The organism is Stieleria sp. JC731, from assembly GCF_020966635.1.
Taxonomy (GTDB): Bacteria; Planctomycetota; Planctomycetia; order Pirellulales; family Pirellulaceae; genus Stieleria.
The window spans coordinates 884,260-909,042 of sequence record NZ_JAJKFQ010000001.1 but is presented as its reverse complement, the minus strand read 5'-3'; the positions used below and the strand labels follow the sequence as shown (position 1 = coordinate 909,042).

Sequence of the window (24,783 nt, the reverse complement as noted above, 5' to 3'; positions counted from 1 at the left end):
GGAGTACACAGAGATTTCGGTTAGCAGCGGTTGGGACTTCATCTGACTGGTGGTTGGCGACCGACTCCGTGTTCTCGGTGACTCTATGTTTAAAATCCCGCCACGCTTTGCCCACTCTTCAATAGCCAAAAAGGGCCCGCAATCTAAATCCCGTCGGATGTGTTTGAGCCTTGCCCGCCTGAAGGAATTGCCTGCGCCGATCCAGTCAACGTCGACGACGATACACTGGGAGCCAACATCGCACGCTCGGCTCCAAGTCGAGTCAGTTCGATGAGTGAATTGATGTCACCACGGTTTGCTAAGACAACCAGGGTATGACTGAGGACGTCCAAATTTTGTCGAGATCGGATGCTGGCACGCGTTCCCGATTTCAAACGTTCTAGATCCCAATTGAAGCCCAACGATGCGGGTCCATTCGGACCGCCCATTGAACTCAACTCCTGTGCAACGGTTGCATAAACCGCGTCCCCCTCCTCGCCTCCAATCGTCTGAGCGACCTTTTCCATATAGCTTTCGAGCATTCCCGGTGCGCCATTCCAACGGGGCATCAAATAAACGGCAACCAAGTGGTGCAACGATGCGTCGGCCCGGTAAGGACTTTGACGTATTCGACTCGCCAATTGAACGATTTCTTCAAGGGGCTTTCCGTTTGTCCGAGCCAATTCCAACGCCATCCGAAACACTTGTGAATTCGGCTGAGGTCTATTCAGCAACGGCGCGCAAATCCCCTCCGCCTTAGCGACATATTTGCGAAAAACAGTCCACTGATGCTCTGACACGCTGCCGGCAAAACCAGTCCCACGTGCATCCCACGCGTAGGAATCGTACACGTTCGCTAGAATGCACTTTGCAATATCGGAGGATGGAAACCGATCTGCAAAACGCGCGGCAACTCGGAGTGATCGCTGAACATGGTCACCGCCAAGATGTGGCCGAAAGTCCAACACGTTGGCTGTCACCTTATCAAAGAATTGGTTCACCAAGTCTCCCGAATATTCGCCTTGGGCACGGCAATCGGGATGGTCCAAGAACGACACTGTGGCAGCGATTTGCCCGATATCCATTTGGTCGACGAGTTCTCTTGCCAGCGAACTTAAATACAGATCCACCGATATGGCAGCACCCTCGTTGCGTCTCGATCGAACATAACCATGATCTGTTTGCTCGATCACAATCGAACTTTTGCCTGCTACCCAAACAGCCTGTGCCCCCTGGCGTTCAATGGGTGTGCCTTCGATTACTTGTGGTCGATATAGAAACGTCCTTTTATGCGGCTGGATCCATGCGACAAACCGATACCCAGCGTTGCGGTAGACAGGCTCGGATGAATTGCCAATCACTTGTAAGACTTCACCAAATCCCAGATCGACGATATCAATTCGATCCGGCATCACGGGAAGGGATACAGTCAATGGTGCGGCCCCACGCTCATGCCAGATTAAACTCGCTCGATTCGAATCTGACGTGTAGAGCACCGAAAACCTCTTCCCAGCCTTGATCTGCGATGATTCGCTCGGTTCCATCAGTAGAAAGTTTGCCTGACTGGGGACTTGTTCCTTTTGATCGAACCGCTGCCCTTGAAACACATTGCCGTAAAAAAGAGCGATCCCATCTCCGTTCTGCGACGCGGCCAGCTTGATCTTTTCATCGGTTTTAAACTCCCGCGTTCCCGACCGCCAAGTTGTTTGCTGACCAGACTTCAGATTCAGGCGAACACAGATCGTGTCTTGATGAAACAAGAAGATCGTCTGGTGATCGCCTGAAATCGCCGCGGCGATGATGGGTGCCTGGGATTGGTTGACCTGATATTCTCGATCACCTTCCTTGTTACTGATAAACAGTCGCCCATCTTTGACATACCACAACTGAGCACGATTCCCATCCACCCAGGGGCCATGTGAAATCCCATCGAGATCAACCGCAGGTGCGGGGATCGTTTTCCCGCTGGAAAACTGACACCACTGGAATTCGCTTGATACGTTCTTGATCAAACCAAACGTGGCGTCGTGGTTGCAGGCCAATAGTATTGCGTCTTCAGGAACCTGCAACTTCGATTGCTGCCAACGAACGGTGTCAAGTGACCGCATCTTGCCGCGCCCATCCGGCCACAAGAACGATTCAATTTTCTGACGAATATCGACATCCAATTCAGGTAGCTTGCTGATGACATCAGCCCGGTCGATCGGGCTTGCGAGTTCTTCGTCGATGGAACGGTCGTCTTCTAGTGACAATTCTCTGCGGATCGATTCAGCGATTATCAATTTGCTTTGTCGCATCGTCAAACTTGACAACGGCAGCTCGCTCATCCCGTTTCGATTACTTTTCGTTCGACCTTCAGCATTGGCTGTGTAAACCGAAAACACATGTTTGAATTTCAGATACCCATCGGTTCGATGACCAACTCGCTCGATGAAACCGGGCCCATACAGTCGCTCTCTTCCGATTAACAATCTTGGCAACTTGGCAGCTTCTGAAACCGCCACCATTGAATCGGCCTGGGATACCGATCGCTGTCCTGGATCGTTTAGGCAGACCGTTGAGACTAGGAAGCGACGATCTTGATCATCCGCAAAGATCGCATCATCACCGCTTTGCCCGACAAGTCTCGCGCGCACGTTTTGATCGCTATTCCGAAATGACCAAAGGGGAAGTTTTGACAGTCGTTGCTCAAGACGCACTCTCCCCTGATCCATCGCCAATTGATAGCGGCGTTGAACTTCCTCTCCGATGCCTTTCTCACGACCAACATCGTAATCAGTGAACGAAGCCCCTTGCACATTTAGAAACTCGGCTCTACGAGAAGAGACCTCGACGACGACACCGGGTATCGGAGACAACAGACCTTTGTTTCGAGGATCAAGCCACAACCGGTAATACTGACCGTTATCCGCGGTTGGCAAGACTTCGGCCCAGTTCTTCTGTTCAAATCGACCGATCGCTGCGTTTGCGATTGCCTCATCTTCAACACTCAGTTCTTCCATCCCGACTAAGAAATTTACGGGTTGATCGTCCACTTGACTCTCGAATACCCAATCATCTCCATATCGCCCGACGAGTTTGGCGATCAAACCAGTGCGGTCGCTACCGAACCGCCACCTTCGTTCGACAGGCTTGACTGGCAATGTTTTAAGCTCGGGAAGATCAGCAACCAGTTCCTGAGCCGGTTTCAGATTTTCGCGATACCAAGCGATCTTAGCCTCTGCAGACCGACGGTCCTGATCTGCAAGCCCCTCGAGTCGCGATCGAAGAGAATCATTATCTCCTGTCACTAAAAAGTGTTCCCAATGGATCCCGTTGATCAGCTCCTGCTTGCCAGCACTAAATGCATTGCTATGAGAGTCGATCACTCCATGGACTTCAAAAGACGGCCCCAACTCCACGACCGTTCCAATGCTGGAGTATTTCGCCAAAACTCGTTTCGTCCTCAGACTCTCAAGCTTTTCTAGGTCCAACCAGTCGAGCGTCTTCGAACTTGTCGCGATTCGTGCAACCCGACGGTCAATTGGGTTTAGCTGTGATGCCTCGATGAAGACGTACTCTCCGGAAAAGTCAAAAGCGAAACCATTCGTGATGGCACCGACCAACCGCGCTGAAATGGTCGCACGACCACCGATCAACGTCCAATGCCTTCGCTCGAAAGCCGTATCAGCCAAGACCATGTATGCCGCGTCGTTTCGATCCAGAGGCCCCAAGCTCGTTTCTCGATCGATTGCGGCCAACTCGAATTCCAAATGGTCGGCGCAGGATAATTGATGGATTGGGATCGATGCTTTTAGGTCTGATGAATGCGTTTGAATGTTTGACTGGCGCGACGCAGTCGGTGACTGACACAATCCCCATTGAGCTGTAATACTCTTCATCACGCGACAAAGCACAGGAAGTTGGCCTAGCTCCGCATCAGGAATTTTCACGGACTCTTCAAGTCGGGCATAGCGTCCTAAACAGGCACGCATCTCCCGTTCTAAAATTTGGCCCATGGTTCGTTTTGGTAGACGAAATCGAGTTCCAATGGGGAAGTCGAATAGATTGTTCATTCCCTTATCAGGAGTCGATTCGAATACAAAGCTGTCTGGCGTCTCGGCAAGGACTTTGCCGGCAATGGCCCGAGGTAGCCAATCACTAATATTCAACCAATGACCGCTGCCGAAATCGTTGAAAGCAATTTTCAATTCCTTTAAGTATTCGGCTGGGATCGCAGATTCGTCCACACGATACAGCTTGTCCCTCGCCCAACAAAATACCTTCCCATTTTCAATCGCGACCGCACCGTCGAGCCGATCGTAGGGCTTGGGATACTTCACACCTTTTAACGATGGGTGAAACAGCAAGGGCGGCAAATATTGGTAACGGACATAGTTCCGTTTCTGAAAGTGCTTCGTTTGAATCAGATTTTGGTCACTTTCGTTGAACGCCTGCAGAGGAACGAACATATCCGTGACGTCACCACTGCTTTTTCGGTTCCATACCAGAAACCGGCCTTCGATTAACGACTCCCGGATTTGCCCTGACAATACGTGTCCATCGCGAAGCTTGCACTCCCCGTCTTTTGCGAGCAGAACGGAACGACGCCGTTGGGCGATCTCTTGAAACTGAGGTTCTTGCCCGAAACCGGTACAATCAAAGAGACTTACCGAGGTAATTAGAAAGCCGATCAGCCCAAATAAGGTTTGCTGCCGCCACATTCAAAACACCGCCTAACTTCTTTGACATGAACTAAATCGAGCACTTGCCTTCACACTTAATAGCTTACGCGCAATACGATTCGCATGAGGCAAGTTTATAAATGATCACTCAATTCCTGAGGGTCGATTCGACATCGCGTTTACGTGCCGTCGTTTCGACCTCGGCGTCTCAGCGATTCACAGTCTCTCGAAGTCCAGACTTTGCTCATTCATACCGATTCGCTGTTCAAATAGGCGAAGTCCACTGGATCAGATGCCAGCAGTGACCGGGCAGATGAAACGCCGAGGAACGGAGAACGCAGAGTTTCTGGTTGGGAGCGATTGGGACGCCATTTGCGGTTGATGGCCAAAACCGTGACGTCATCTGACTGCTCACCGGAGACCAGCTCTGCGTCCTCGGTGACTCTGTGTTTTAAAATCTCCTGAGTCCAGACTTTGCTCATTCAAAGCAGGTGAAACACGGAGGAACAGGGGACACAGAGTTTTTCGTTGGGAGAAGTTGGCACGTCGTCTGTGGTTACAGTCCGAAACCGCGACGTCACCTGACTGATCATCGGAGACCAGTTCCGTGACTCTGTGTTTTAGAATCCCGCGACTCATTGCTCCGTCTTGATTTTCAGACAGGCTGCTCACAAATCAATTATTTTGCATGCGGTCGACGGGAACGTCGCAAAGACAGAAGACTTGACAATGCGATAAGACAATTGATGGCGTTTGGCTCTGGAATGGCCGTGGTTCCGACGGTAATTCGAAGGTTGTCAATTGCGACCCCATCTGAATCTCCGATGCCGCCAAATTTGCCAATCGAGAAACCTAGTTCAATACTTTCGCCATTGGCGAGTGGCGTCAGCGGAGTCGAAAAATCAGTTGTCGAGGTGATCGGCAACAGCAACGAATAGCTGATTGGGGTCATGGTCCATGAAACGAGCCCGTCGGCAGTAGCCGGGGTTTCAAAGAAGAGCGGGTCAACGAACAACGAGTCTTTGGAAAACTCGAGATCCACAAAAGACTGGACGTCGGTTTGATTAAAAACCCAAACGTCATAACTGACGTCGATCCAATCGATGACTGATCCCGTGTTGTTTGTAATTTCCAACGCCGGAAAGGCGCCGGCAAGCTCGGTGGAATCGAGGGCAATGCCCAGCGCGGTGTTTCCGTTGCCGGTTTGGTAGGCATAAACACCTTGTTCAGTTCCCGCGACGGAACTCAAACCGCGACCAAACAGTCCACTCCCATGGGAGCTTCCAATTCCCGAGCTTTGAGATCCCATCGAATCAAAGAACGAGATTTCCCAAACATTGGAATCCAGTGTTCCGCCGCCACCACCTGGTTGCATGCCGGAAGCGGTGTAGGATTCAAAATTGTCGAAGTAGCTTTCGCCAAGACTGTTGAAAACAATTTCCGCAGCCGCATCGGCTGGGGCAAAAAGTCCGGCTCCTAGACCTAAACACAGCAGGTTGAACAAGAAGCAGAGCGGCAAGTCTCGACGCATCGCAATTACCCAGGGCTGGGGTGGTTAAGCAGCCCCTTTAGGCTACACCCCAGCATGGGCGAGTTCAATTGACGCGATGCAAAATTATGTCCGCCGGACACGATTAATTGAGCTGCGCAACGCTAGCACCAGCAATTTTTCGTCGTGTGGTATTGTGCGTCATGGTCGTCCAATACATCGATGAACTCTTCGCAACTAAAGATCACCATGTGCCAGTGGTAGGGAAACATGCGGAAATAGGAAGAAGAAGGTTTGATTCCTGGTCAACGAGAGAACTGGAATGGAAACGGATCGTTCTGCAGGAAGTGCTCACAGTTAGCCACTCATATTCACTAACTAAACACTAATCCAGAGGATCTGCACCAGTGTTTTCATTGGTGTTCGATTAGTGCAGATTAATGTTCTCAAATATCATCTACGAGCCAACTCAACGATCAACAACACGATCTGCGAACAGCAATCCCAAATGCGGACCATTGTGTGGATTGGATCGGTCACTTGTTCGAAAAAGACACGTTTCGTAAATCGTGTTTGTGCCTCCAAGCTGAGACGTGTGATGAAGTGTCTTGCAGCCAAGCTCTCATCCAGCCGCCCGAAACGAACTTCAACGCCAGCTAGTGCTTATCTTCAGGAACACAAAAAAAGCCCAGCGGTGAATTCCGCTGGGCTTTTTCATTTGAAGTCGGGATGACAAGATTCGAACTTGCGACCTCAGCACCCCCAGTGCTGCGCTCTAACCAGGCTGAGCCACATCCCGATGGCTTACGTTGATCACATTGGGGGGATATCAACGCTCGCTAATTTGTGAGGGGCAAGCATAGCCGCAGATCCCATGCTCGGCAACGCCAAATCAGTGCTTTGCACAACCCATTTCTCGTCACCAACCGGCGTTTTTTCAGCGGTCTTTTCGCGGATGGCTGCCCGCGACGCTGTTTTGCCGCTCTCCAGCGGGGACGACAGTAGCGATTCCAAGTTTTCCGGCGAATACAGCTCTGCCGGAGATGTGTCTGGCGGTTCCGACAATGGCCCGTCAAGCATCGCCGGCTCCTTTTCCATCGGTTCCAGCTTTGATGCCTCCAACGCATCTCGGATCTGTTTGGCCGTTAGTGCCAAACGGATTTCGACCGCTTCGCAGCCACAGCTCATCGCCATACCGCTGGCCTGTTCGACGAGTTCCCAAGCTCGCTTGTATTCGCTGCGAGCGTACCAAATCCGTGCGGCACGGATGACGCGATCGACCGCTAGATCCATTCGCCCCGCAAACGAATACGATTCCGATGCCGCTACCAAGACGTTTGGGATCGCCCGATAGTGGCCAATACATCGCAACAACCTGGCTTCGCGATCACGGTGGGCTCCGGCCTGCAGGTACTCTTCTTTCGCATCGTGAATCGCAGCGGCGACGTCATGCCGATCCGCATGCAGTGAAAAGTCACATGACTCGGCCGTCAAATTACAAGCACACGCCAAGTGACGCTCCGCATCAGCGATACGAAATTCTTGGGTCGCGATCCTTGCCCGCGCCAGCTCGATCCGCGCCCGATATCCATTCTGACATTCCACCTTTGCACGATTGGCTTCAATGTTTTTCCCAATACACGGAATCGGAGCGGCACAGCAATCACGCTGCGACTCGCCACAGCAGCTTTCCGACGGTCCGCAAAGGCAACACGTATCAACGATCTCGCACGGCGGGCAGGTTTTTGATGCATAAGCAACAAACAACTGCGCGTCGGCAAGCCTGGATTGGCTCATCGCAATCTCGGCAGACAACAACCATGTATTTCCCGTCGAAGCCCCTGCGCGACAAAGCTCAACGCGTGAATCGACCAACCAATCGGACGCCTTGGTAAGCTCATCCTGACTGACCAAACAAGCCGCCAAGTTATAGGCAGCCGTGCCAGATTCATAAGGATCATCTGTTGCCCAAGATCTTATCAGTGCTTTTCGATAGTACGATTCGGCTTCATCGATCCGGCCTTCATGAAAAGCCTCATGCGCATTGGTGACATAGCGATCGACTTTCTTGTCTTGAACGACGATGTCTTTTGAAGTCGATGCGCAGCCTAAAACGAAGATCGCACAGCAATACACCGCAATGCTTTTGACATGCCCGGAATTCAATCGATTCCAAACCATCAACGAACACCTCCGCCACGGACGGAAGAAGGTGAAACCTGCTGATTTTGTGAGCGGTTGTTTTGATATCGACGCAGTAGCCAATGGTTGTTGATATCGCCGACCAAGTCTTGCGCATCATCAACGGTTTCGTTGATGCGTTCGGTTGTCCCCGGCAAATCATTTGCCTCGCTTCGGACGATACGCACAACTTCACGGGTCTCTTCGGTCAACTGTTGAATGCGCACTGCGGTTTCACGTAGCGTCTCCAAAGTCTCGGCGATGTCGGCGGTTGTCTGCGAGGCGTTCTGATCGATCCCTTGCGCAGCATCTCGTACGCTTTCGGCGGCTTTGGTTGCCGCGATTGCTGACGCATTAATGTCTTTGATTGTCTCTCGAATCTCGTTGTCCAGCATCTGATCAACACGCTGCGTCAACTTTGTAAGTTCGCTCTCCAGATTGATCGTTGTCTGACGTAGCTGAGCGAGCGTTTGTGCCGCCTCAGGGCGAATGGCTTCGCTGGTCGCACGTACCGAATCAAAGGTCCGTTCGCCCGCTTCGAATGCGGGATTGATCGATTCCTGCAGTGAATCGCTAATCCGGTCTGCGGCACCGGCAACTGCTTGGCTTGCCTCTTGGACATTGATCGCCGTATTTTCGACTTGGTCGTCGTCCTGCTTGAAATACGGAATCGATTCGCCAGGTGCGATCGGCTCGGCCGTACCTTCAGGATCTAGCAAACTGCTCCCTGGTGCTCGTGCAATACGGATGACAGGCGGTCCGATTCCATACTTTCGATCGAGCTCGACCTGCGACTGTGTTGTGATCAAATCGCTGCGTCGTGAATCGATGGCCAAAGTGATTCGAACCAAATTGGTCCCGTCGACATAGTTCAATTCGTCAACTTCGCCGACCGTCTGCCCAAGGATCAAAACTTCGGTGCCGGTACGGAGCTGACTGGCAATATCCTCAGTGACTTCGATGTAGAAGTGATCTTTTCGAATCGCGATCCGAGTGATAAGTCGAACGGAGACGACAACACAAAGGACCATCACAATCATCAGAAATAAGCCAACGATCTTGTTGGCATAACGCAGCCGAATGGGTTCGTTCATTAGGAAGATTCTCCCCCGGCAACGAGTGTGGTCCCAAGAACCGTCCACCGAATAACGGAACGGACGAAGCTGTAATCTTCCTGGCGATCCGGTTCGGAAAAAACCATGATCGAAGATCCTGCGGCTCGAAATTCATCAATGATCGAAACGATTTCCTCGTGTAGCCCCTCGATGACGTAGTGCAAGGGTCGCTCGAGTATCAGTAACTTTGGATGGTTGCAAACCGCTCGAATCCATTGGCAGACTTGCAAAATCGAAGGCTCAACGAAGCCCGGTCGATTCTGCATCGCTCGACGCACCAAACCGGCTCTCGGTCCGGCCAACCGATCGCTCCAAAGTCTGACTTGCTGACGGGCGAATGATTCGGGAACGCCGTGGTGACGCATTGCCAATAAAACGTTGTCCCAAATCGTCAGACTTTTAATCCAAGCGGAACCTGCAAAGACGCGGCCAATCTGGCTCCGCATCGAGAACTGCCGCTGATAATCGCAGCTTGTCCATTCACACCCGTTGAACCGAATCCTGCCAAAACTGATGGGATAGAGCCCCAACATTGCGGACACCAAATCGCGTGGATCATGGTGTTGTCGGAGAGGAATTTGAATAAAGTCACCCGGCGAGACGGTACCCGTAAATCGGTTCATCCCGATCGAAGTCTCACCTGCCCCACTGAAAATGACGTTGTCAAATTCCAAGGTTGGTGTGGTGTTTGATTTTTGCTTTGCCGCGTCGACCATTTAACTTACCCGAATTTGAAAACGAGTAGCTTTTCATAGAAGACCACCGACAAGATGGCCGAGATCGCAAAGATCGCCGTTAGGGCCCGTATGCCGGCACGGCTGGCGACCCGAGGCACATCGGTCAAACGCCCGCTGGATCGAACGCCTTCTAAACAACAGATCACTCCGGCAAAACCGCCGGCAACCAGAGTCTTTGACGTGAAAAACACGAGGTCACCGCGTTCAAAGTTGCGTGAGATCTCGCCATAAAACTCATTCCATGTCACACGGATCGCACCAACCGAAGACCCGATCAGGTAGCCTGTGACCATGATTGTGACCGCGATGATGATTGCCAAACAGAACACACTGATCATCACCGAAATCACGCGTGGCATCACCAAGTAGGTCATCGGATCGACCCCTTGCGAGTCTAACACCTCGACTTCGCCATCGGCATGCATTGTTGCCAGCTCTGCACTGATGGCAATTCCGCTTCGGCCGATGACGACCAGACATGCCAACAGTGGAGCGATCTCCCGAACGACGGATCGCCACAGGATTGGTGCGACTTCCGAAGGAGAGAGCCCTGCGGCATCGATCCACATTTCGGCTTGAACGATGCCCATCACGCCGACAACTCCGGCAAAACGCATTGCCGCAGGAATCGAATCCACCGAAGTGAATAACATCTGACGTGCAAAGACGTTTCGAACCGGCGGTGTCCAGCTCTTCGGTCGCAGCGCCAAAAAAATGGTTCCCGAGAGCACTCCGGCGATGTCTGCGAATTGGTGGCAGACCCCAATTAGAAACGCCCCCAACTGCTCACACGTGGCCAAGAACGCGTTCATCATCGCGTCGATGGTCCGGCGAAATCGGTTAGCGGTTGGGATTGTTGACTGACTCACGGCCGCGACAAAATTGATGGCATACGTGCAATATCAAGAATTGGTATCACTGTTGTATTCGGCCCGGCGGCTCGCCAGACTTCCCGACGACCGCGCTAGCCGTTCCAATCGGACGTCTAGCGAACCTTGCGACCGGCGCAATCGTCACGATCGGACCACGACCGCCATCGTGAAACTCAGGCCCCTAAGGCGAAGCAGCGTCGCAACCTCGATAGCAACACCCTGCCGGACTCGATTGCACGCACAGTCTGGGGGGCCCGTTTTCGGATCGACCGCTTGATGGCACAATTGGCGTCAAGTTTCCCGATGACATTCCTCGTTCGCGTTGATTTGACGATATGACCTTCGCCACACGTCTCGCCCAAGCCGTTCAGAAAACGAAGTCAGTGACCTGCGTTGGGCTGGACCCGCGAAAAGCCTCCCTGCCTGCTCCCCTACGTGATGGCGTTGCCAACGATCGCCCCGAAGAATGGGCAGCGGCGTACACGCAGTTCTGTATGGAAATTATCGATGTCGTTGCCGACATCGTCCCCTGCGTCAAGCCTCAAGCGGCGTTCTTTGAACAGCTAGGCCCCGCCGGAATGATCTCGTTGGGTGAAGTCGTCGCCTATGCGAAGAAGAAAAACCTTCTCGTCATCCTGGACGGAAAACGTAACGACATCGGCAGCACCGCCACAGCGTATGCGGATGCCTACCTAGGCTCGGACAGCCCTTGGGGAAGTGATTCCCTGACGGTCAGTCCTTATCTAGGTCGTGACAGCATCGAACCCTTTGTTGAGGTCTGCGACGCTCGCGAAGCCGGCATCTTTGTCTTGGTCAAGACATCCAATCCCGGTGGCGGCTTGTTGCAAAACCGCGAAACGGAAGGACAAACGGTCTATGCGCGAGTTGCCGAGCTTGTGACGGAAATCAATGCCGAGCGACTTGATGCGATGGGCTACGGCCCACTGGGTGCCGTCGTCGGAGCGACCTATCCCGAAGAGCTCGCTTCGTTGCGTCAAGCGATGCCACACAGCTGGATCTTGATCCCCGGCTTTGGTGCCCAAGGCGGTAGCGCCGATGACGTCAAAGCAGGCTTTTTGGATGGCGGCCTAGGGGCTGTTGTCAACAGCTCGCGACACATCATCTTTGCCCATCAACGACCTGAGTTCGCGGACAAGTTTGGCGATGCGAAGTGGCAAGATGCAGTCCGCGCGGCGACCGAAGAAATGAACTCGGTTCTGAACGTGGTTCAGTGAACTGACCGCACAGTCTAATGTTCAGGTTGAACGATCAAGCAGCGTCGGCGCGGATTTGATCGAGCCCTTGTTCGGCTCTCGTCAATCCACGTCGCCTGACAAGCTTGCGAATGTTGTGGTTGCGTTGCCAGTCTTCTTTGGTCACGTAACCACGGTCGTGATCGAGGTGAAAACAGATGGCCCGATGACGAATCTGTGAACCTAACACTCCGGCATTTTCAAGACGTTCGCCAAGCTCGCGATCCAAGCCGCCATAGCGCATTTCCATATTGAAACCGTTGGCGTAGACCACGTCGTCTTTCCATGCCGAGGAATTGTGACCGTTGAACGTCGGTCGTGTTGTCGTCGCCATGTCTAGGACATGTGCGATCACAGGCCGATTGCGACTCCACAACCATTTCTTGGAAACACGATGGCCATGGTCTTTCAACCATCGCATATCGGTGAACTGCTCCAGCTCAAGCTGCTGATCCAAAATCTGATCGGTTACCGCTCGATCCAATCGAAAGCATCCGCCCGAAAGGAATCGCCCCGGCGTTGCTAGATTCAAATGTGTTTCAACAAAATCTGACCTTGGGACACAGTCACCATCGGTAAAGATCAAGTACTCACCGCGGGCACAATCGATCGCACGATTGAGGATTCGCGTCTTTCCAAATCCCTGGTGCTCTTGGGTGACATATTGGATCGAGATGTTTGACTTGGCAGCAAACACATCGATCACTTCGCGAGTCTCATCGGTTTGCCCGTCTTCGCCTACGACGATTTCGAAATCGCGACAGGACTGATTGGCGAACCCCCACAACACTTGAAACAGATATTTGGGGGACCGAAACGTTGTCATGATGACGGACGCTTCGGGGGATCTCGATTGGGTAAGCGATTCCATTCGACTCACTCGTGCACACAATTTGGGTGATTTTGATCGGGAGTAAACCAAAAATGCCGGCCGGGAGTAAAGATCGATTTCGAGTAGAAAAGCTGGTGAATAAGGGTAAGTAGACAAACACCAACGAATTCTTGTCTTACCGGCAACCGCCGAACACGACATGGCGATGAAGCGATCGATTAGGATTGACGCCTTCGAACGTCCCGCCGCTTCCCCGATTGCCTTTTCGCCCACCAACCCGCCAGCATCACATGAAGTTATCCCACCTGATTGCGATGGTAATCGTTGCCTGTTCAAGTCCGCTCGCAACAGCCCAGTCGGCTTCGGATGAATCCACCGCTTCGGACGAAAAAGTCACACGAGCCTTCATCGATGACGAAGCCCCCGGTTGGGTATCGCTGACCGAGGCTGACTTTGCACCGGTCAACAGCGCCGAAGACACGTGGAGCTGGAATGACGGAGTTTTACACTGCACCGGAATGCCGATCAGCGTTCTGGCAACCAAAGACCGCTTTGAAAATTTCGAAGCTGTGATCGAATGGATGCATGAAAAACCAGCGGGCAACTCGGGAATGTTTGCTTGGGTCTCGCCCGAATCGCTCGCCGAACTTCGTGCCGAAGGCAAACCTGGTCTGCCCGACGGAGTTGAAATTCAGATGCTCGACCACGGCTACACCGACAAAATTAAAGCCCTTGGCAAAAGCACCGAATGGTTTGGCACCAACGGCGACGTCTTCGGTGTTCGCAAGCCCTTCAATCCATTTCCCCCGACCTCGCCAAACGGCAGCCGTAGCTTCCCACGCAAGCACCTTTGCAATGGACACGGTCAATGGAACCATTACTACGTTCGCGCGATCAATGGCGAAGTCCGGTTGTGGGTCAACGGTGAAGAAGTCTCCGGTGGCAACGGAGTGACTCCGGCGAACGGCCATCTGTGCTTGGAAAGCGAAGGATCACCGATTCAATTTCGCAAACTCCGTGTCCGACGACTCCCCTAAAAACCAATCTGAAGTAGTCGGCTTGTTCTACCCGTTTTTATCTCGAATGCGGCCCCGTTCCTTTACCACATTGCTCTCTGTTGAATTCGATGACGAATCGTTCACTTTGGAAAACCTGTGCCGTTAGCCTTTTCGCGTTTGTCGTCGTCGGAATCCCAGCATTGGCAGATGACGCAGCCAACGTCTCCTCGGGTTCCAATTCGGCCAAGCACGGGCGTCCCAATGTGCTGATCATTTATGGCGACGATCAAGGATCGATCGACATGGGATGCTTCGGTGTCGGCGATCTGAAGACGCCCAACATGGACCGCTTGGCTAGCCAAGGCTTACGTCTGACCCAAATGTATTCTGCCGCACCGGTTTGCTCGGCGAGCCGCGTCGGTTTGTTAACCGGACGTTTTCCGGCACGGGCTGGGCAACCAGGAAACGGCGACCTGAAGGCAGACGAAATCACAATTGCAGAAACGTTTCAAAACGCCGGCTATACGACCGGCCATGTTGGGAAATGGCATTTGGGTCGCGAAGCTTCGACCAACCCAGGCGGTCAAGGTTTCCAAAGTTGGTTTGGGCACCTGGAAGGATGTATCGACAACTATTCACATTTCTTCTTTTGGGCCGGTCCGAATCGCCATGACCTTTGGGACAACGGTAAAGAGATTCAGCGTGGCGGTGAGTACTTTCCCCGTATGATGGTTGACCGATGCAAATCGTTCATTGGCCAAAACGAAGACAAGCCTTGGATGCTGTACTGGGCATTCAACGCACCGCACTATCCCTACCAAGGAACGGCAAAGTGGCTTGAGCACTATCAAGATCTGCCTTCGCCTCGGCGTGAGTATTGTGCATTCACCTCGACAATGGACGAATACATCGGGGAAGTACTGGATTACCTTGATGAACAAGGACTCGCAGACAACACGATCGTGATCTATCAACCCGACCACGGACACAGCACCGAAACGCGAGCTTTCGGGGGCGGAGGAAACTCGGGGCCTTATCGCGGCGCGAAGTTCTCGCTGTTTGAAGGCGGCATTCGAGTCCCTTCGGTTGTCCGATATCCTGGAAAGCTACCTACCGGTGAAACTCGAAACCAATTTGTCACCGCCTGCGACTGGTATCCCACCCTATGCCAGTGGTGTGAAGTCGAACTCCCCAGCGTACATCTGGATGGAAAATCGATCGTCGATGTGTTGCAGTCCAACGCTGCTGCCCCGCGAGAAACGTTCTATTGGCAGATGGGCGGAGGCTCCGGAGCACAATGGGCAGTTCGGGATCAGCAGTGGAAGCTGATCGGAAACCCACGCGACACGACACTTCCACAAACGAAACAAATCGCTGGTGGAAAGCTAAAGGAACCGCTGTTTTTGATTGACCTGAAAAACGATCCAAGCGAACAAACCAACCTCGCCGATAAGAATCCCGAAATCCTGCGTCGCTTGATTTCCTTGAAAGACGAAATCCAAGCTGACTTTTAACAAAGCTTTACTAGTGGCAAGTCGCACAAGACAACGCCATCCGTCGCTCATCGCTTCAATATTTAGTCACCAACGAATCGACTGGCCCAACGATGCCCCTTTGTAGAATTCCGCACCCAGAAAACTCCGCCGAGTACGCTTACTATCACGAAGGAAAAGTTTGTCCGATTGAGCACTTGAACGACCAAAACTTCTTTCAGTCAGCAAGCAAAGTTCTATCCGAACTTGGCAATCTTGATCCTGCAGAATTCAGCGACGCTCCCGACGTCTTGTTGCCTCCAACACCGACGCCAGAAAAGATTTTTTGTATCGGCTTAAACTATCGTGACCATGCGATCGAAACCGGCGCTGACATCCCGACCGAACCGGTTGTCTTTAGCAAATTCAATACGACGTTGATTGGACACGGTCAGTCAATTCAGTTGCCAGCCATTTCGTCAAAGGTGGACTACGAAGCGGAATTGGTCGTCGTGATCGGCAAACAAGCAAAAAACGTCTCCGCAGATCAGGCAATGGACCATGTGTTTGGCTACACATGCGGACATGACGTTTCGGCACGCGACTGGCAGAAAGGACGCCCGGGAGGTCAGTGGCTTCTCGGAAAGACGTTCGACACATTTGCCCCGGTCGGTCCATGCGTGGTCACGAGCAATGAACTATCCGATCCGACTGACATTCGCGTTCGAATGGAACTCAACGGCGAGATCGTCCAAGAGAGCACAACAGCACAGCTGATTTTTGACATTCCGACGGTGGTTGCTCATCTATCCAAGTTTGTCACACTCAAACCCGGTGACCTAATCTTTACGGGCACTCCGCCAGGTGTTGGCGATGCCAAAACGCCACCGGTCTATCTGAAAGCAGGCGACACCTGCAGTGTGATTGTCGACGGCGTCGGCACATTAACCAATGGTGTCGTCAACGCGTAGAACGTTACGCCAACGGTCACGGTTGCATCCCCTGCCCTGCCGGCACGAACAACTGGTTCGTCGATGCTTGGACTGCGAATAAGTTTTCGATTGGATGGGTCGCTCTCATCAGCCGCTTAGCGCCAGCCTGCGGTTACTGTCCGGTCGGCATCAGCACCGCAAACCGCACGCTCGCGCGATGCGGCTGATTAACAACTGACGGTCGCTCTCATCAGCCGCTTGGCGTTAGCCTGCGGTTCCTGTCAGGTCGGCATCAGCACTGTGAACCGCACGCTCGCGCGTTGCGGCTGATGTTGGTGCTGGGAACCGAACGCTCGTGTGCCAGTGGCTGATTTCAACTGACGGTCGTCGCCCCAAGACCTTATCGCCCCCTCTCTCATCAGCCGCTTGGCGCCAGCCTGCGGTTACTGTCCGGTCGCCATCAGCACTGTGAACCGCACGCTCGCGCGCCAGTGGCTGATTGACAACTGACGGTCGTTGTCCAGACCATGCAGCTGCCTCTCTCATCTGCCGCTTGGCGCCAGCCTGCGGTTTCTGTCCGGCTGACATCAGCACCGTGAACCGCACGCTCGCGCGATGCGGCTGATGCTGGTGCTGCAGCGGTACCAAAGAAAAATGGAAGGCCTGGCCAAACACGACGAGGCTAATGATTCGCCGCAGCAGAACTCGCTTGCTGTTCTTTGTCCTGCCGAACTCGATCGGGCACCGCGACTCGACGGATTTGGAATTCCCGGAACAGTAAAACCAAGTTGGCGACCAAAATGATCACACCAACAATGAAGATCATGATGATGGCCTCGGGCGGCTGAAGCCCGCGATTCCGAAACGTTTCCCCCCAAGTCCAAATCCAGTTGAATGCGTGGACTGCGGAATAGTTGTTCGATACCCGCCCTTGGAACACAACGTCCACCACGCAAGGGGCCAAGACGCCCATAAACACCATGACGATCGCCACGATTAATGGTGGCATAAACATCGGTCCCCAGCGTTTTAGCATTGGCATCGATATCAGACGTACCAGCCCTAGGTACGCGAACAGGTACCCAGAATACAGCATCGCTAAAAACAAGGGAGGCGTTCCTCGGGAACGGACTCCAGAGTCGCCAATCCAGGCGAACGTGCCCATCGTCGCCAATGCGATCATTCCGGCCAACGCTGTCGAGATACAAAACATGAAACCGGTTCCCGGTCCCGGCATCCACCAACTGAGCAACATTTTTGTGGCATAGGTCGAAGGCCACTCTCGCAACACACGTGGACTTAATTCGCGTGTCTCGCCACAGATCAGCGTTCCGCAGACAAACCAATAAACGGCCATCATCATCATGCCGACGTTGATGAATTCGATCTGCTCGGTTTCCCACGTCGCATAGACCATGATGACGATCCAGAGAACCTGCTGGCCTAACATGATTGCGCGCAAACGAGTCGATCGATTTTCTGTAACCGGTGCAATGCGGGCTGCCGCGGCCGAGAGGAACAACACAACAAAGGACAGCGCCATGATGAAGACTAGGCTGAACCCTATCAGCGTGCCTCCGAATCGTTCACCAAACACCTCTTCCATCATGAAGATGCTTAACCCAAATTCGGCGAACACGACCGTGGCAACCAAACCGACCAACAAAAATGTTTGCAGCGTACGGCCAGTTGCGATCGTCGAGAGCACCAGTCCGAACGAGGTTAAGACCAACGTCGTGACCAATAGCATCACGATCGTGAAGATGATGGTCGGCAAACCGATCCCTCGCAACAAATAGCAAAAGGCGAGGCATGGGACGATCGCGGAAAAGTAAATGAGCATCTGCAAGCATGCGCTATTCATTTTCCCACTGACGATTCTCCAGGCGGAAAGCCGAGTGATCGCCAGCATTTCATAAGTCCCCTCATCCAGCTCCGCAGCCAAGGACCGGAAGGCCGTCAACGGAACAAAGATGAACATGGCAACCGACAGAATCAGGTAGTAGCCGCTCAACAAGTCGGCACCGCTAGGCATGTAGTAGATATCCGGTGCGTAGCTGACGACTCCCATCACGGTCCATGCGCACGAAGCTGCCAACAGACAAAAAAACGTGATCAAGAATTGTCGACTCTTCAGCGATTGACGCGCTTCTTTGATAAGAATCGGATTCAGCTTCGAAACAACTCGATCGCTTAAACGTTCGAGGGCTCCCCAAATACCTTCGCCGCTCGGATCCAACGCCAAACTGGGATAGGGAGGTTGGTTCACTTCGCTGGCGGCCGCTTGTTTTCCACCAAGCGTCATCGAAGCATCGGTGGTCGCGGCAGGTTGATCGTTTTGATTCATTGAACTTGCCCCGTGGTGACCTTCAAAAACAAGTCTTCGAGAGACTCATCCACGGGCCGATATTCTAAAACTCGGACTCGAGCATCACTGAGCTGATGCAGTATGGCGACTCGATTATCAACACCGATCTCGGCCTGAAAATGGATTGCTTGGCCACGTCGTTCGACGTTCGTGACCTTGGGGATCTGCTGAAGAATCTGTGTCGCTGTGGCGAGATCACCATCAACAACGATGATCAAATCTTGATGCGGCTTCGATTTCCCCTTTAGTCCAGAAACGGTATCGTTTGCGAGCAGAGTCCCGCGTTCAATGATCCCAACGCGATCACACATCTCGGCGAGTTCGCTGAGGATGTGGCTGCTAATCAAGATTGTTTTTCCGTCGGCAGCCAAGGTCCGTATGATTTGCCGCAATTCGATGCGAGCACGTGGGTCCAAGCCCGCTGCCGGTTCGTCCAAGATCAACGTCGACGGATCATGAATCAGGGCGCGGCCTAAACACAGACGCTGCCTCATCCCCTTGCTCAGGCCGGTGATCGGCTTTTCGGCCATCGAACGCATCCCGGTAAAATCCATCACCCAGCGAATCCGTTTCGTACGTTCTCGTCCGACCAACCCGTTCGATCGGGCAAAGAAATCTAGGTACTCGGCACAGTTGGTATCGCCATACGTCCCGAACGCATCGGGCATGAATCCCAGCCGACGACGAACACGGTCAGGATCATTGACTGAAGAGAGGCCTTCGATGAAGGCATCGCCACTGGTTGGCAATTCCAACGTCGAAAGGATTCGCATGCTAGTCGTCTTCCCGGCACCGTTGGGACCGATGTAACCGAACACGCTTCCTCGAGGGACCATGAACGAAACATTATCGACCGCTCGTGTGGTCCCGAAGATTTTCGTCACTTCCTGCAACTCAATCATCGGACCTTGCCAGGGTGTCATTGGGACAGCATTCATGGCAATACCCCCGCAATGATTCGCGAACAACCTTCTCGATCGCAGTCCGGCAACGCAAAACTCTCTTCCGGCACTTTGGTGATCGCGATGAAGGCTCTCGATCGTGAATGGCGATTTAACGATGCCACGATTGACTCGAGTTCCGATCGGTCGTCTGCAGAAAACAAATTGCTATACGGCGAGGGGACTTCGGATGCTTGGGGTTCGATTCGATTTTGCAGCAGTGTGTTAAAGATGTTGTTTGCCGCTCGCTCTGTCGTAACCGTTGCCCCCGGGGCAACGTCATAAGCCACCCAATAGCCGCCTTTGTCATCATGATATGCCACTGAGGCAAGTGCCGATTCAGATCGATTGGAAACCTTGGGCTGTTCGCCATCGTCTTCGATCAAAATTGGTAGCGGCTGGAATGACGAACGAGTCTCTAAAAACTGAGTTTGCGTCCGAGTTCCCAAGAACGAACCGTAGTAGCGACGTGAGTCCGGCAACTGCTCGATCAAATGGTCACCGGAGAACTCATGGTTCGCCGAAACATAGCGATACCCGCGAATCAGCTCGAAGTTACTGACCGGCAACACCATTGAATCGAGTGGAAAGTGCAAGCCTGATTTGGCGTCGAGAACCGTGTAATAAGTGTGCCGAAGCTGATCAACGGTCGGGTAGGTTGATGGTGATTGATTCTCTGAATCTGCTTGAGCACCGGCAGTAGGCTGTGAAGCCGGATGCCGAGCATCAACCCAAGTGATCTGACGAACCTTGGCTCGATTAGAAAGTCCATCCGAAAGAAACGCGTACAAAAACAGCCCGCTAGTGACCAACAAAGCCAAGGTCGGTGCCAAAAAATACAACAAGTACAGTTTTCCGCGACGGCGCAAAACGAAGTACAAAATAGGCCCCATGACCAGCACAAAGACTGCGTTCAGAAACACAAACGCGGAGACCGGTGGACGACCGACAGTACCGATCAACCACCGCCAATAACTTTGGCTCCCGTCAGAAATGTTGACACCTTGCCGATCGTGCCAAGTGCGTCCAATCTGGCGAAGTGAAAGCCAAAGTTGAAACGAACCGGGAAATGGATCGGGATCATCGATCAACGCGACCCGGCCAAGCCCGTACGGAAAGACCGAGAGCAAATCTCGCATCCGCCCCGAATCCAGCTTTTCAACCATCGGGCTCTGTGCTTTTTCAAGGTCTTTAAAGTAGTCCGCACGCTTGCGGTTGGGGTCATCAACATAGTCGTTCGAGTAAAACTGAGATCCGTAACTCTGATAGACCGGCACGGAACGCATATTGGCCTCGTCGAGGCCCATATTCTTCGTTGCGTCCTCGACATAAGTGATGGCATTCCTTACCGGCTTTGCCGCAAGCCAACTCTGGGAAGCAACACCATCGGTTGGTAAGTCATACGTCCAAAGTTGCCCACCGGTCGCCACCCATTCTTGGATCGCGGCACTGACCGCAGGACGTTCGCTTTCTAATCGTTGCAGCACTGGATAGGGTGCGATCATGATGTCGAGCTGGCTGTAGCTCAGCCAAGTTGGGCGAAGCTCATCTTCTTCCTGAACACGACACCGCACCCAGCCTGAGTCATGCTGTTTGATAAAGTTGGCCGCTTGCTTGCCATTTAAACGTGCGGCGTCACCATCGGATGGCAACGCATCTTCACCAAGCACCGTCGTGATGGCTCGCATGTCAGGTAGCTTTTGCCAGTCACCGGAACTCTTTAGAGCATCCTTGGGAACGATGATCCCGATGGATATTTTCTGGCCAAAGCCTTGGGCACCGGGTGGAATGGATGTGTGAGTGGCATTGCGACCGATTCGGCGACCGTTTTCTTCGACAACGACCGCCATCGACTCCCAGTGGTAGTAGCTCGGCAATTCAACCGGTACACGATGCGAACGCACTCCCTCGGGAACGGTCACATCAACCGCATACTGATAATCCATCCGCGTTTGAAAGCTCGTACGCGGGCGCAGCAAAACACGAAAGTTCCTTTGACGTGTAAACGTGGTCCCCATCGAAGTGAAGTTGAGGGCGACCGGCTGGAACCCATCCTGGCGAAGCTCTTCGCTATAGACGATCAGCTGAAACCCCTCAGCCTTTGGATCATCCGGAGCGAGCCCGATGATTTGGTCTGCGGCTTTGGCGACACCCGCCACTGATAACAGGACAGCGACCAGAAAGATTGCTTGAAGCTTCACGACGCGGAAACTCATCATGCCTCCGTCTCCGCAAATGCGTCTGGCATGGTTTCCGTCGCCGTATGAATTCGACGTTCTTCGGACTGTCTCGCAGCCAAAGCACCCACAGACGAAAACAGATTTGCCAAGCTAAAACTGGCGATGTACAAGACAAAAGGCAGCAGCAAGCTGATCACCGCCGCTGAAGCGAGAACTGCCCACTTGGCATTCGTCATCAAAGCCTGCTGAATGACCGCCATCGAAACGGCGGAAATGGTAACAACGCCGATCAGCAGTCGTAATGAGATTCGAGGCAGCCAAGGTTCGGCGTTCTTATTGTCCATTCGTCTTCATCATAAAAAAGTGACACCACCCAATTTAGCAATTTGACAGCAACACGGGGATCACATCACCTGAGCAGAGGCGGAATTGCTGGGAATTGCAGGCGCGAGATTTACACGCCAGCGCGGTACACCAATGCCGTTCGCTCGCGTGTCGCGCACGCCGGAATCAAGTCCGCTGAAACATGTCCCGCCCTATAAGAACAGCGTTTTGCACCATCTTCTGTTTGCAATCAAATGCGGCGCACACGGAAATTCAAATTGCATGCAATTCAATCAAAAGCTCTCTTCACACAAAATCACAAGTTCTGCTAAAGATTGGACTGGCGCACGATATCTGATGCTTGTCCACGATCGACCGCAATCGCTGCATTGCCACCACCAATTTGTAGAGAGACCCATCGAATGAGAATTCTGTACGAAGGAGCGATATTTCAGATCCTTCGCTGTGGCGGCGTTGCCCGCTACTTTTCTGAACTCATTCGCCACTTACCTGAAACGTTCGAACCCATTGTTGTCGGACCGCCGAACGAGCAGTCGCGTCTGGACAACCCATCGTTGCGGTACGTTTCGGTCCAAACCGAACCGCCGGTTTCTTGGCTTCGCAAGTGGACTCGTGACCGGCTGCAACGTCAGATCATCCAACGATTTGACTCAATCGAAACCGACATTGAACACTGGACGTATTATGGTGGGCTGTGCCGGCGGCCGATCGTTCATGGAAAACGCCCACTGGTCGTCACTGTGCTGGACTTCATTCACGAAGCTTACCCATCGCTTGACCCGAGCGGTAAGCATGTCGCGATGAAGAATGAAGCCATTCGGTTGGCAGATCACTTGGCATGTATCTCGCATTCGACCTTCAACGAACTGTGTGAACGTTTTCCTGAAGCCCGACACAAGGCATCGGTCGTTCCCTTGGGAACATCCCTGGAAAACGTAAATCCCGCGCCAATCCCAAGCACTCTGGCGAAATCTCCTTACGTGCTGTTCGTCGGCCGACGCAACAACTACAAGAATTTCCAAGTCGTCTGGGAAGCTTGGAAAAAGCTGAATGGACGTCGCCCGAAAGATGCCAAGCTGGCGATCGTTGGCCCGCCGATGAAGCGACGCGAAGCAACCGCATTGGGATTTGCCGACGATTCATCAACCGTGCTGTTGCCCAACGCGAGCGACGAGGTTTTGCGTGGGCTATACGAGCACGCAAAGTCATTCATTTTTCCCTCAAAAGCAGAAGGCTTTGGCCTACCTTCGCTCGAAGCGATGTGTGCCGGCACGCCGGTTTTGGTCAGCGACTTGCCGGTCATGCATGAAGTCGTCGGTGACGACGGTTACTACTTCGACCCTGACGATGTTGATACGGTGGCGGAAATGATGCTGGCATCACTGGAAGACGGCCTGCCAAACCGTGATAGCGTCGTCCAATCGGCCAAAGACCGTGCGTCAACGTTCCGTTGGCAAGCGACCGCAGAACGGATGGCTGAGGTCTATGTCGAAGTCTCGCTCGAAAAACAATCCCGACGCCCCTTTGCCTCCGCCTGTTCGATCTCGTGACCGATTGTTGGATCTGCAACGCTACAAGCGACCCGTTTGCCCATGCGACGATCATGTCAAAGTACACGATCGAGTATTTCCGATGCGGTGAATGTGGCTTTGTCCAAACGGAAACCCCGTATTGGCTAGACGAGGCGTATAGCGACGCGATCGTTTCGACCGACATCGGACTGATCTCACGCAATGAACGTTTTTCGACAGCCACCGATCGACTATTGCGACACGTGCTTCCCGATGTCAAAACCTGTGTCGATTACGGTGGTGGCTATGGCATGCTGACACGCATGATGCGTGACCGAGGCCACGATTTTCGACATCACGATCCCTTTTGCCAAAACCTGTTCGCGCAAGGGTTCCAAGTTGAAGAACCATCCACGAAATTCGATTTCTTGACCGCCTTTGAAGTCTTCGAACACTTTTCCGATCCCCATCGCGAACTTGCGATCTTGGATCGCTTGGCAAGCGATTGGCTGATTTCAACCGAACCGCTGCCGGAACCGACACCTCAACCCAATCAGTGGTGGTACTACGTTCTCGACGGCGGCCAGCATATCAGTCTCTGGTCAAAGCGTGCCTTGAAAGTCATTGCCGAACGCTACGACCGAAAATTGGTTTCTTACAAAGGCCTGCACCTGCTGACACAATCAGAAGTCCGTCCGGCTTGGGCCAAATTTGTGATGCGAAACTATCGCTCCAAGATGCTGAATCTATTTCGACGACGTGAGTCGTTCCTGGACCAAGACTTTCATCGCGCTGTCGCTGCTACAAAAGCCGCTTAGCTGTCCAGCAGCAACGTCCAGGCATTCGAGCGACCTGTTGATTGCAAATTTGATCTCTCACAAAGTGCCTAGGACGACCAGATGCAAGCGGGAGAG

General features: G+C 53.0%; 17 protein-coding genes and 1 tRNA gene. 6 read left to right on the top strand and 12 right to left on the bottom strand.

Annotated elements, in window-relative coordinates; genetic code table 11:
* Positions 1-143: 143 nt before the first annotated feature.
* The 7 genes from LOC67_RS02940 to LOC67_RS02910 all read right to left on the bottom strand — a co-directional run bounded on the left by LOC67_RS02940 (position 144) and on the right by LOC67_RS02910 (position 11,034).
* Positions 144-4,682, bottom strand: a complete 4,539-nt coding sequence (locus LOC67_RS02940; protein WP_230261015.1) for a hypothetical protein — start codon at positions 4,680-4,682, stop codon at positions 144-146.
* 640 nt (positions 4,683-5,322) lie between these two features.
* Entirely contained in the window at positions 5,323-6,174 is an 852-nt protein-coding gene (locus tag LOC67_RS02935) for a hypothetical protein (RefSeq protein WP_230261014.1), read from the bottom strand.
* Positions 6,175-6,856: 682 nt separating this feature from the next.
* Positions 6,857-6,931, bottom strand: a tRNA-Pro gene (locus tag LOC67_RS02930).
* Positions 6,932-6,945: 14 nt separating this feature from the next.
* The gene (locus LOC67_RS02925; protein ID WP_230261013.1) at positions 6,946-8,313 is read right to left on the bottom strand and encodes a hypothetical protein; all 1,368 of its coding nucleotides are present in this window, start codon (positions 8,311-8,313) and stop codon (positions 6,946-6,948) included.
* Positions 8,313-9,407, bottom strand: a complete 1,095-nt coding sequence (locus LOC67_RS02920; protein ID WP_230261012.1) for an MlaD family protein — start codon at positions 9,405-9,407, stop codon at positions 8,313-8,315. Before LOC67_RS02920 ends, LOC67_RS02925 begins: the two co-directional genes overlap by 1 nt.
* Positions 9,407-10,144 (bottom strand): hypothetical protein, encoded by a 738-nt coding sequence (locus LOC67_RS02915; protein WP_230261011.1) that lies wholly within the window; start codon positions 10,142-10,144, stop codon positions 9,407-9,409. The genes LOC67_RS02920 and LOC67_RS02915 overlap by 1 nt, the downstream gene beginning before the upstream one ends.
* A gap of 5 nt (positions 10,145-10,149) precedes the next feature.
* A complete protein-coding gene (locus tag LOC67_RS02910) occupies positions 10,150-11,034 on the bottom strand; it encodes an ABC transporter permease (RefSeq protein WP_230261010.1) in 885 nt (294 codons plus the stop codon).
* A gap of 338 nt (positions 11,035-11,372) precedes the next feature.
* On the opposite strand from LOC67_RS02910, the gene pyrF reads away from it, so the two are divergent.
* The gene (gene pyrF / locus LOC67_RS02905; protein WP_230261009.1) at positions 11,373-12,272 is read left to right on the top strand and encodes an orotidine-5'-phosphate decarboxylase; all 900 of its coding nucleotides are present in this window, start codon (positions 11,373-11,375) and stop codon (positions 12,270-12,272) included.
* 34 nt (positions 12,273-12,306) lie between these two features.
* Here pyrF and LOC67_RS02900 read toward each other — a convergent pair whose 3' ends face one another.
* A complete protein-coding gene (locus tag LOC67_RS02900; protein WP_230261008.1) occupies positions 12,307-13,161 on the bottom strand; it encodes a glycosyltransferase in 855 nt (284 codons plus the stop codon).
* A 251-nt stretch (positions 13,162-13,412) separates the two neighbouring features.
* Here LOC67_RS02900 and LOC67_RS02895 point away from each other — a divergent pair, with 251 nt between their 5' ends.
* From LOC67_RS02895 to LOC67_RS02885, 3 genes are all read left to right on the top strand, one after another.
* Entirely contained in the window at positions 13,413-14,159 is a 747-nt protein-coding gene (locus tag LOC67_RS02895) for a DUF1080 domain-containing protein (RefSeq protein WP_230261007.1), read from the top strand.
* Between the two features lie 89 nt (positions 14,160-14,248).
* Entirely contained in the window at positions 14,249-15,634 is a 1,386-nt protein-coding gene (locus tag LOC67_RS02890) for a sulfatase (protein WP_230261006.1), read from the top strand.
* Positions 15,635-15,726: 92 nt separating this feature from the next.
* On the top strand, positions 15,727-16,563 hold the full coding sequence (locus LOC67_RS02885; protein WP_230261005.1) for a fumarylacetoacetate hydrolase family protein: 837 nt from the start codon (positions 15,727-15,729) through the stop codon (positions 16,561-16,563).
* A 643-nt stretch (positions 16,564-17,206) separates the two neighbouring features.
* Here the strand turns inward: LOC67_RS02885 and LOC67_RS02880 are convergent.
* The 4 genes from LOC67_RS02880 to LOC67_RS02865 are packed head-to-tail and all read right to left on the bottom strand — an operon-like array spanning position 17,207 to position 22,357.
* On the bottom strand, positions 17,207-18,871 hold the full coding sequence (locus tag LOC67_RS02880) for an ABC transporter permease (RefSeq protein ID WP_230261004.1): 1,665 nt from the start codon (positions 18,869-18,871) through the stop codon (positions 17,207-17,209).
* The gene (locus tag LOC67_RS02875) at positions 18,868-19,815 is read right to left on the bottom strand and encodes an ATP-binding cassette domain-containing protein (RefSeq protein WP_410001117.1); all 948 of its coding nucleotides are present in this window, start codon (positions 19,813-19,815) and stop codon (positions 18,868-18,870) included. Before LOC67_RS02875 ends, LOC67_RS02880 begins: the two co-directional genes overlap by 4 nt.
* Before the next feature lie 11 nt (positions 19,816-19,826).
* A complete protein-coding gene (locus tag LOC67_RS02870; RefSeq protein WP_230261002.1) occupies positions 19,827-22,052 on the bottom strand; it encodes a hypothetical protein in 2,226 nt (741 codons plus the stop codon).
* On the bottom strand, positions 22,049-22,357 hold the full coding sequence (locus tag LOC67_RS02865; protein WP_230261001.1) for a hypothetical protein: 309 nt from the start codon (positions 22,355-22,357) through the stop codon (positions 22,049-22,051). The genes LOC67_RS02870 and LOC67_RS02865 overlap by 4 nt, the downstream gene beginning before the upstream one ends.
* A gap of 402 nt (positions 22,358-22,759) precedes the next feature.
* Here LOC67_RS02865 and LOC67_RS02860 point away from each other — a divergent pair, with 402 nt between their 5' ends.
* On the top strand, positions 22,760-23,908 hold the full coding sequence (locus tag LOC67_RS02860; RefSeq protein ID WP_230261000.1) for a glycosyltransferase family 4 protein: 1,149 nt from the start codon (positions 22,760-22,762) through the stop codon (positions 23,906-23,908).
* Between the two features lie 53 nt (positions 23,909-23,961).
* Complete coding sequence (locus LOC67_RS02855; RefSeq protein WP_230260999.1) at positions 23,962-24,687, top strand: class I SAM-dependent methyltransferase; 726 nt, start codon at positions 23,962-23,964, stop codon at positions 24,685-24,687.
* Positions 24,688-24,783 lie beyond the last annotated feature (96 nt).

Bases quoted from the DNA above. Each gene is read 5' to 3' on its own strand.
- LOC67_RS02860 (WP_230261000.1), top strand. From the start codon at position 22,760: ATGAGAATTCTGTACGAAGGAGCGATATTTCAGATCCTTCGCTGTGGC.
- LOC67_RS02890 (WP_230261006.1), top strand. From the start codon at position 14,249: ATGACGAATCGTTCACTTTGGAAAACCTGTGCCGTTAGCCTTTTCGCG.
- LOC67_RS02875 (WP_410001117.1), bottom strand. From the start codon at position 19,815: ATGACACCCTGGCAAGGTCCGATGATTGAGTTGCAGGAAGTGACGAAA.
- LOC67_RS02925 (WP_230261013.1), bottom strand. From the start codon at position 8,313: ATGGTTTGGAATCGATTGAATTCCGGGCATGTCAAAAGCATTGCGGTG.
- LOC67_RS02895 (WP_230261007.1), top strand. From the start codon at position 13,413: ATGAAGTTATCCCACCTGATTGCGATGGTAATCGTTGCCTGTTCAAGT.
- LOC67_RS02915 (WP_230261011.1), bottom strand. From the start codon at position 10,144: ATGGTCGACGCGGCAAAGCAAAAATCAAACACCACACCAACCTTGGAA.
- pyrF (WP_230261009.1), top strand. From the start codon at position 11,373: ATGACCTTCGCCACACGTCTCGCCCAAGCCGTTCAGAAAACGAAGTCA.
- LOC67_RS02880 (WP_230261004.1), bottom strand. From the start codon at position 18,871: ATGAATCAAAACGATCAACCTGCCGCGACCACCGATGCTTCGATGACG.
- LOC67_RS02855 (WP_230260999.1), top strand. From the start codon at position 23,962: ATGTCAAAGTACACGATCGAGTATTTCCGATGCGGTGAATGTGGCTTT.
- LOC67_RS02920 (WP_230261012.1), bottom strand. From the start codon at position 9,407: ATGAACGAACCCATTCGGCTGCGTTATGCCAACAAGATCGTTGGCTTA.
- LOC67_RS02940 (WP_230261015.1), bottom strand. From the start codon at position 4,682: ATGTGGCGGCAGCAAACCTTATTTGGGCTGATCGGCTTTCTAATTACC.
- LOC67_RS02935 (WP_230261014.1), bottom strand. From the start codon at position 6,174: ATGCGTCGAGACTTGCCGCTCTGCTTCTTGTTCAACCTGCTGTGTTTA.
- LOC67_RS02885 (WP_230261005.1), top strand. From the start codon at position 15,727: ATGCCCCTTTGTAGAATTCCGCACCCAGAAAACTCCGCCGAGTACGCT.
- LOC67_RS02900 (WP_230261008.1), bottom strand. From the start codon at position 13,161: ATGGAATCGCTTACCCAATCGAGATCCCCCGAAGCGTCCGTCATCATG.
- LOC67_RS02870 (WP_230261002.1), bottom strand. From the start codon at position 22,052: ATGATGAGTTTCCGCGTCGTGAAGCTTCAAGCAATCTTTCTGGTCGCT.
- LOC67_RS02865 (WP_230261001.1), bottom strand. From the start codon at position 22,357: ATGGACAATAAGAACGCCGAACCTTGGCTGCCTCGAATCTCATTACGA.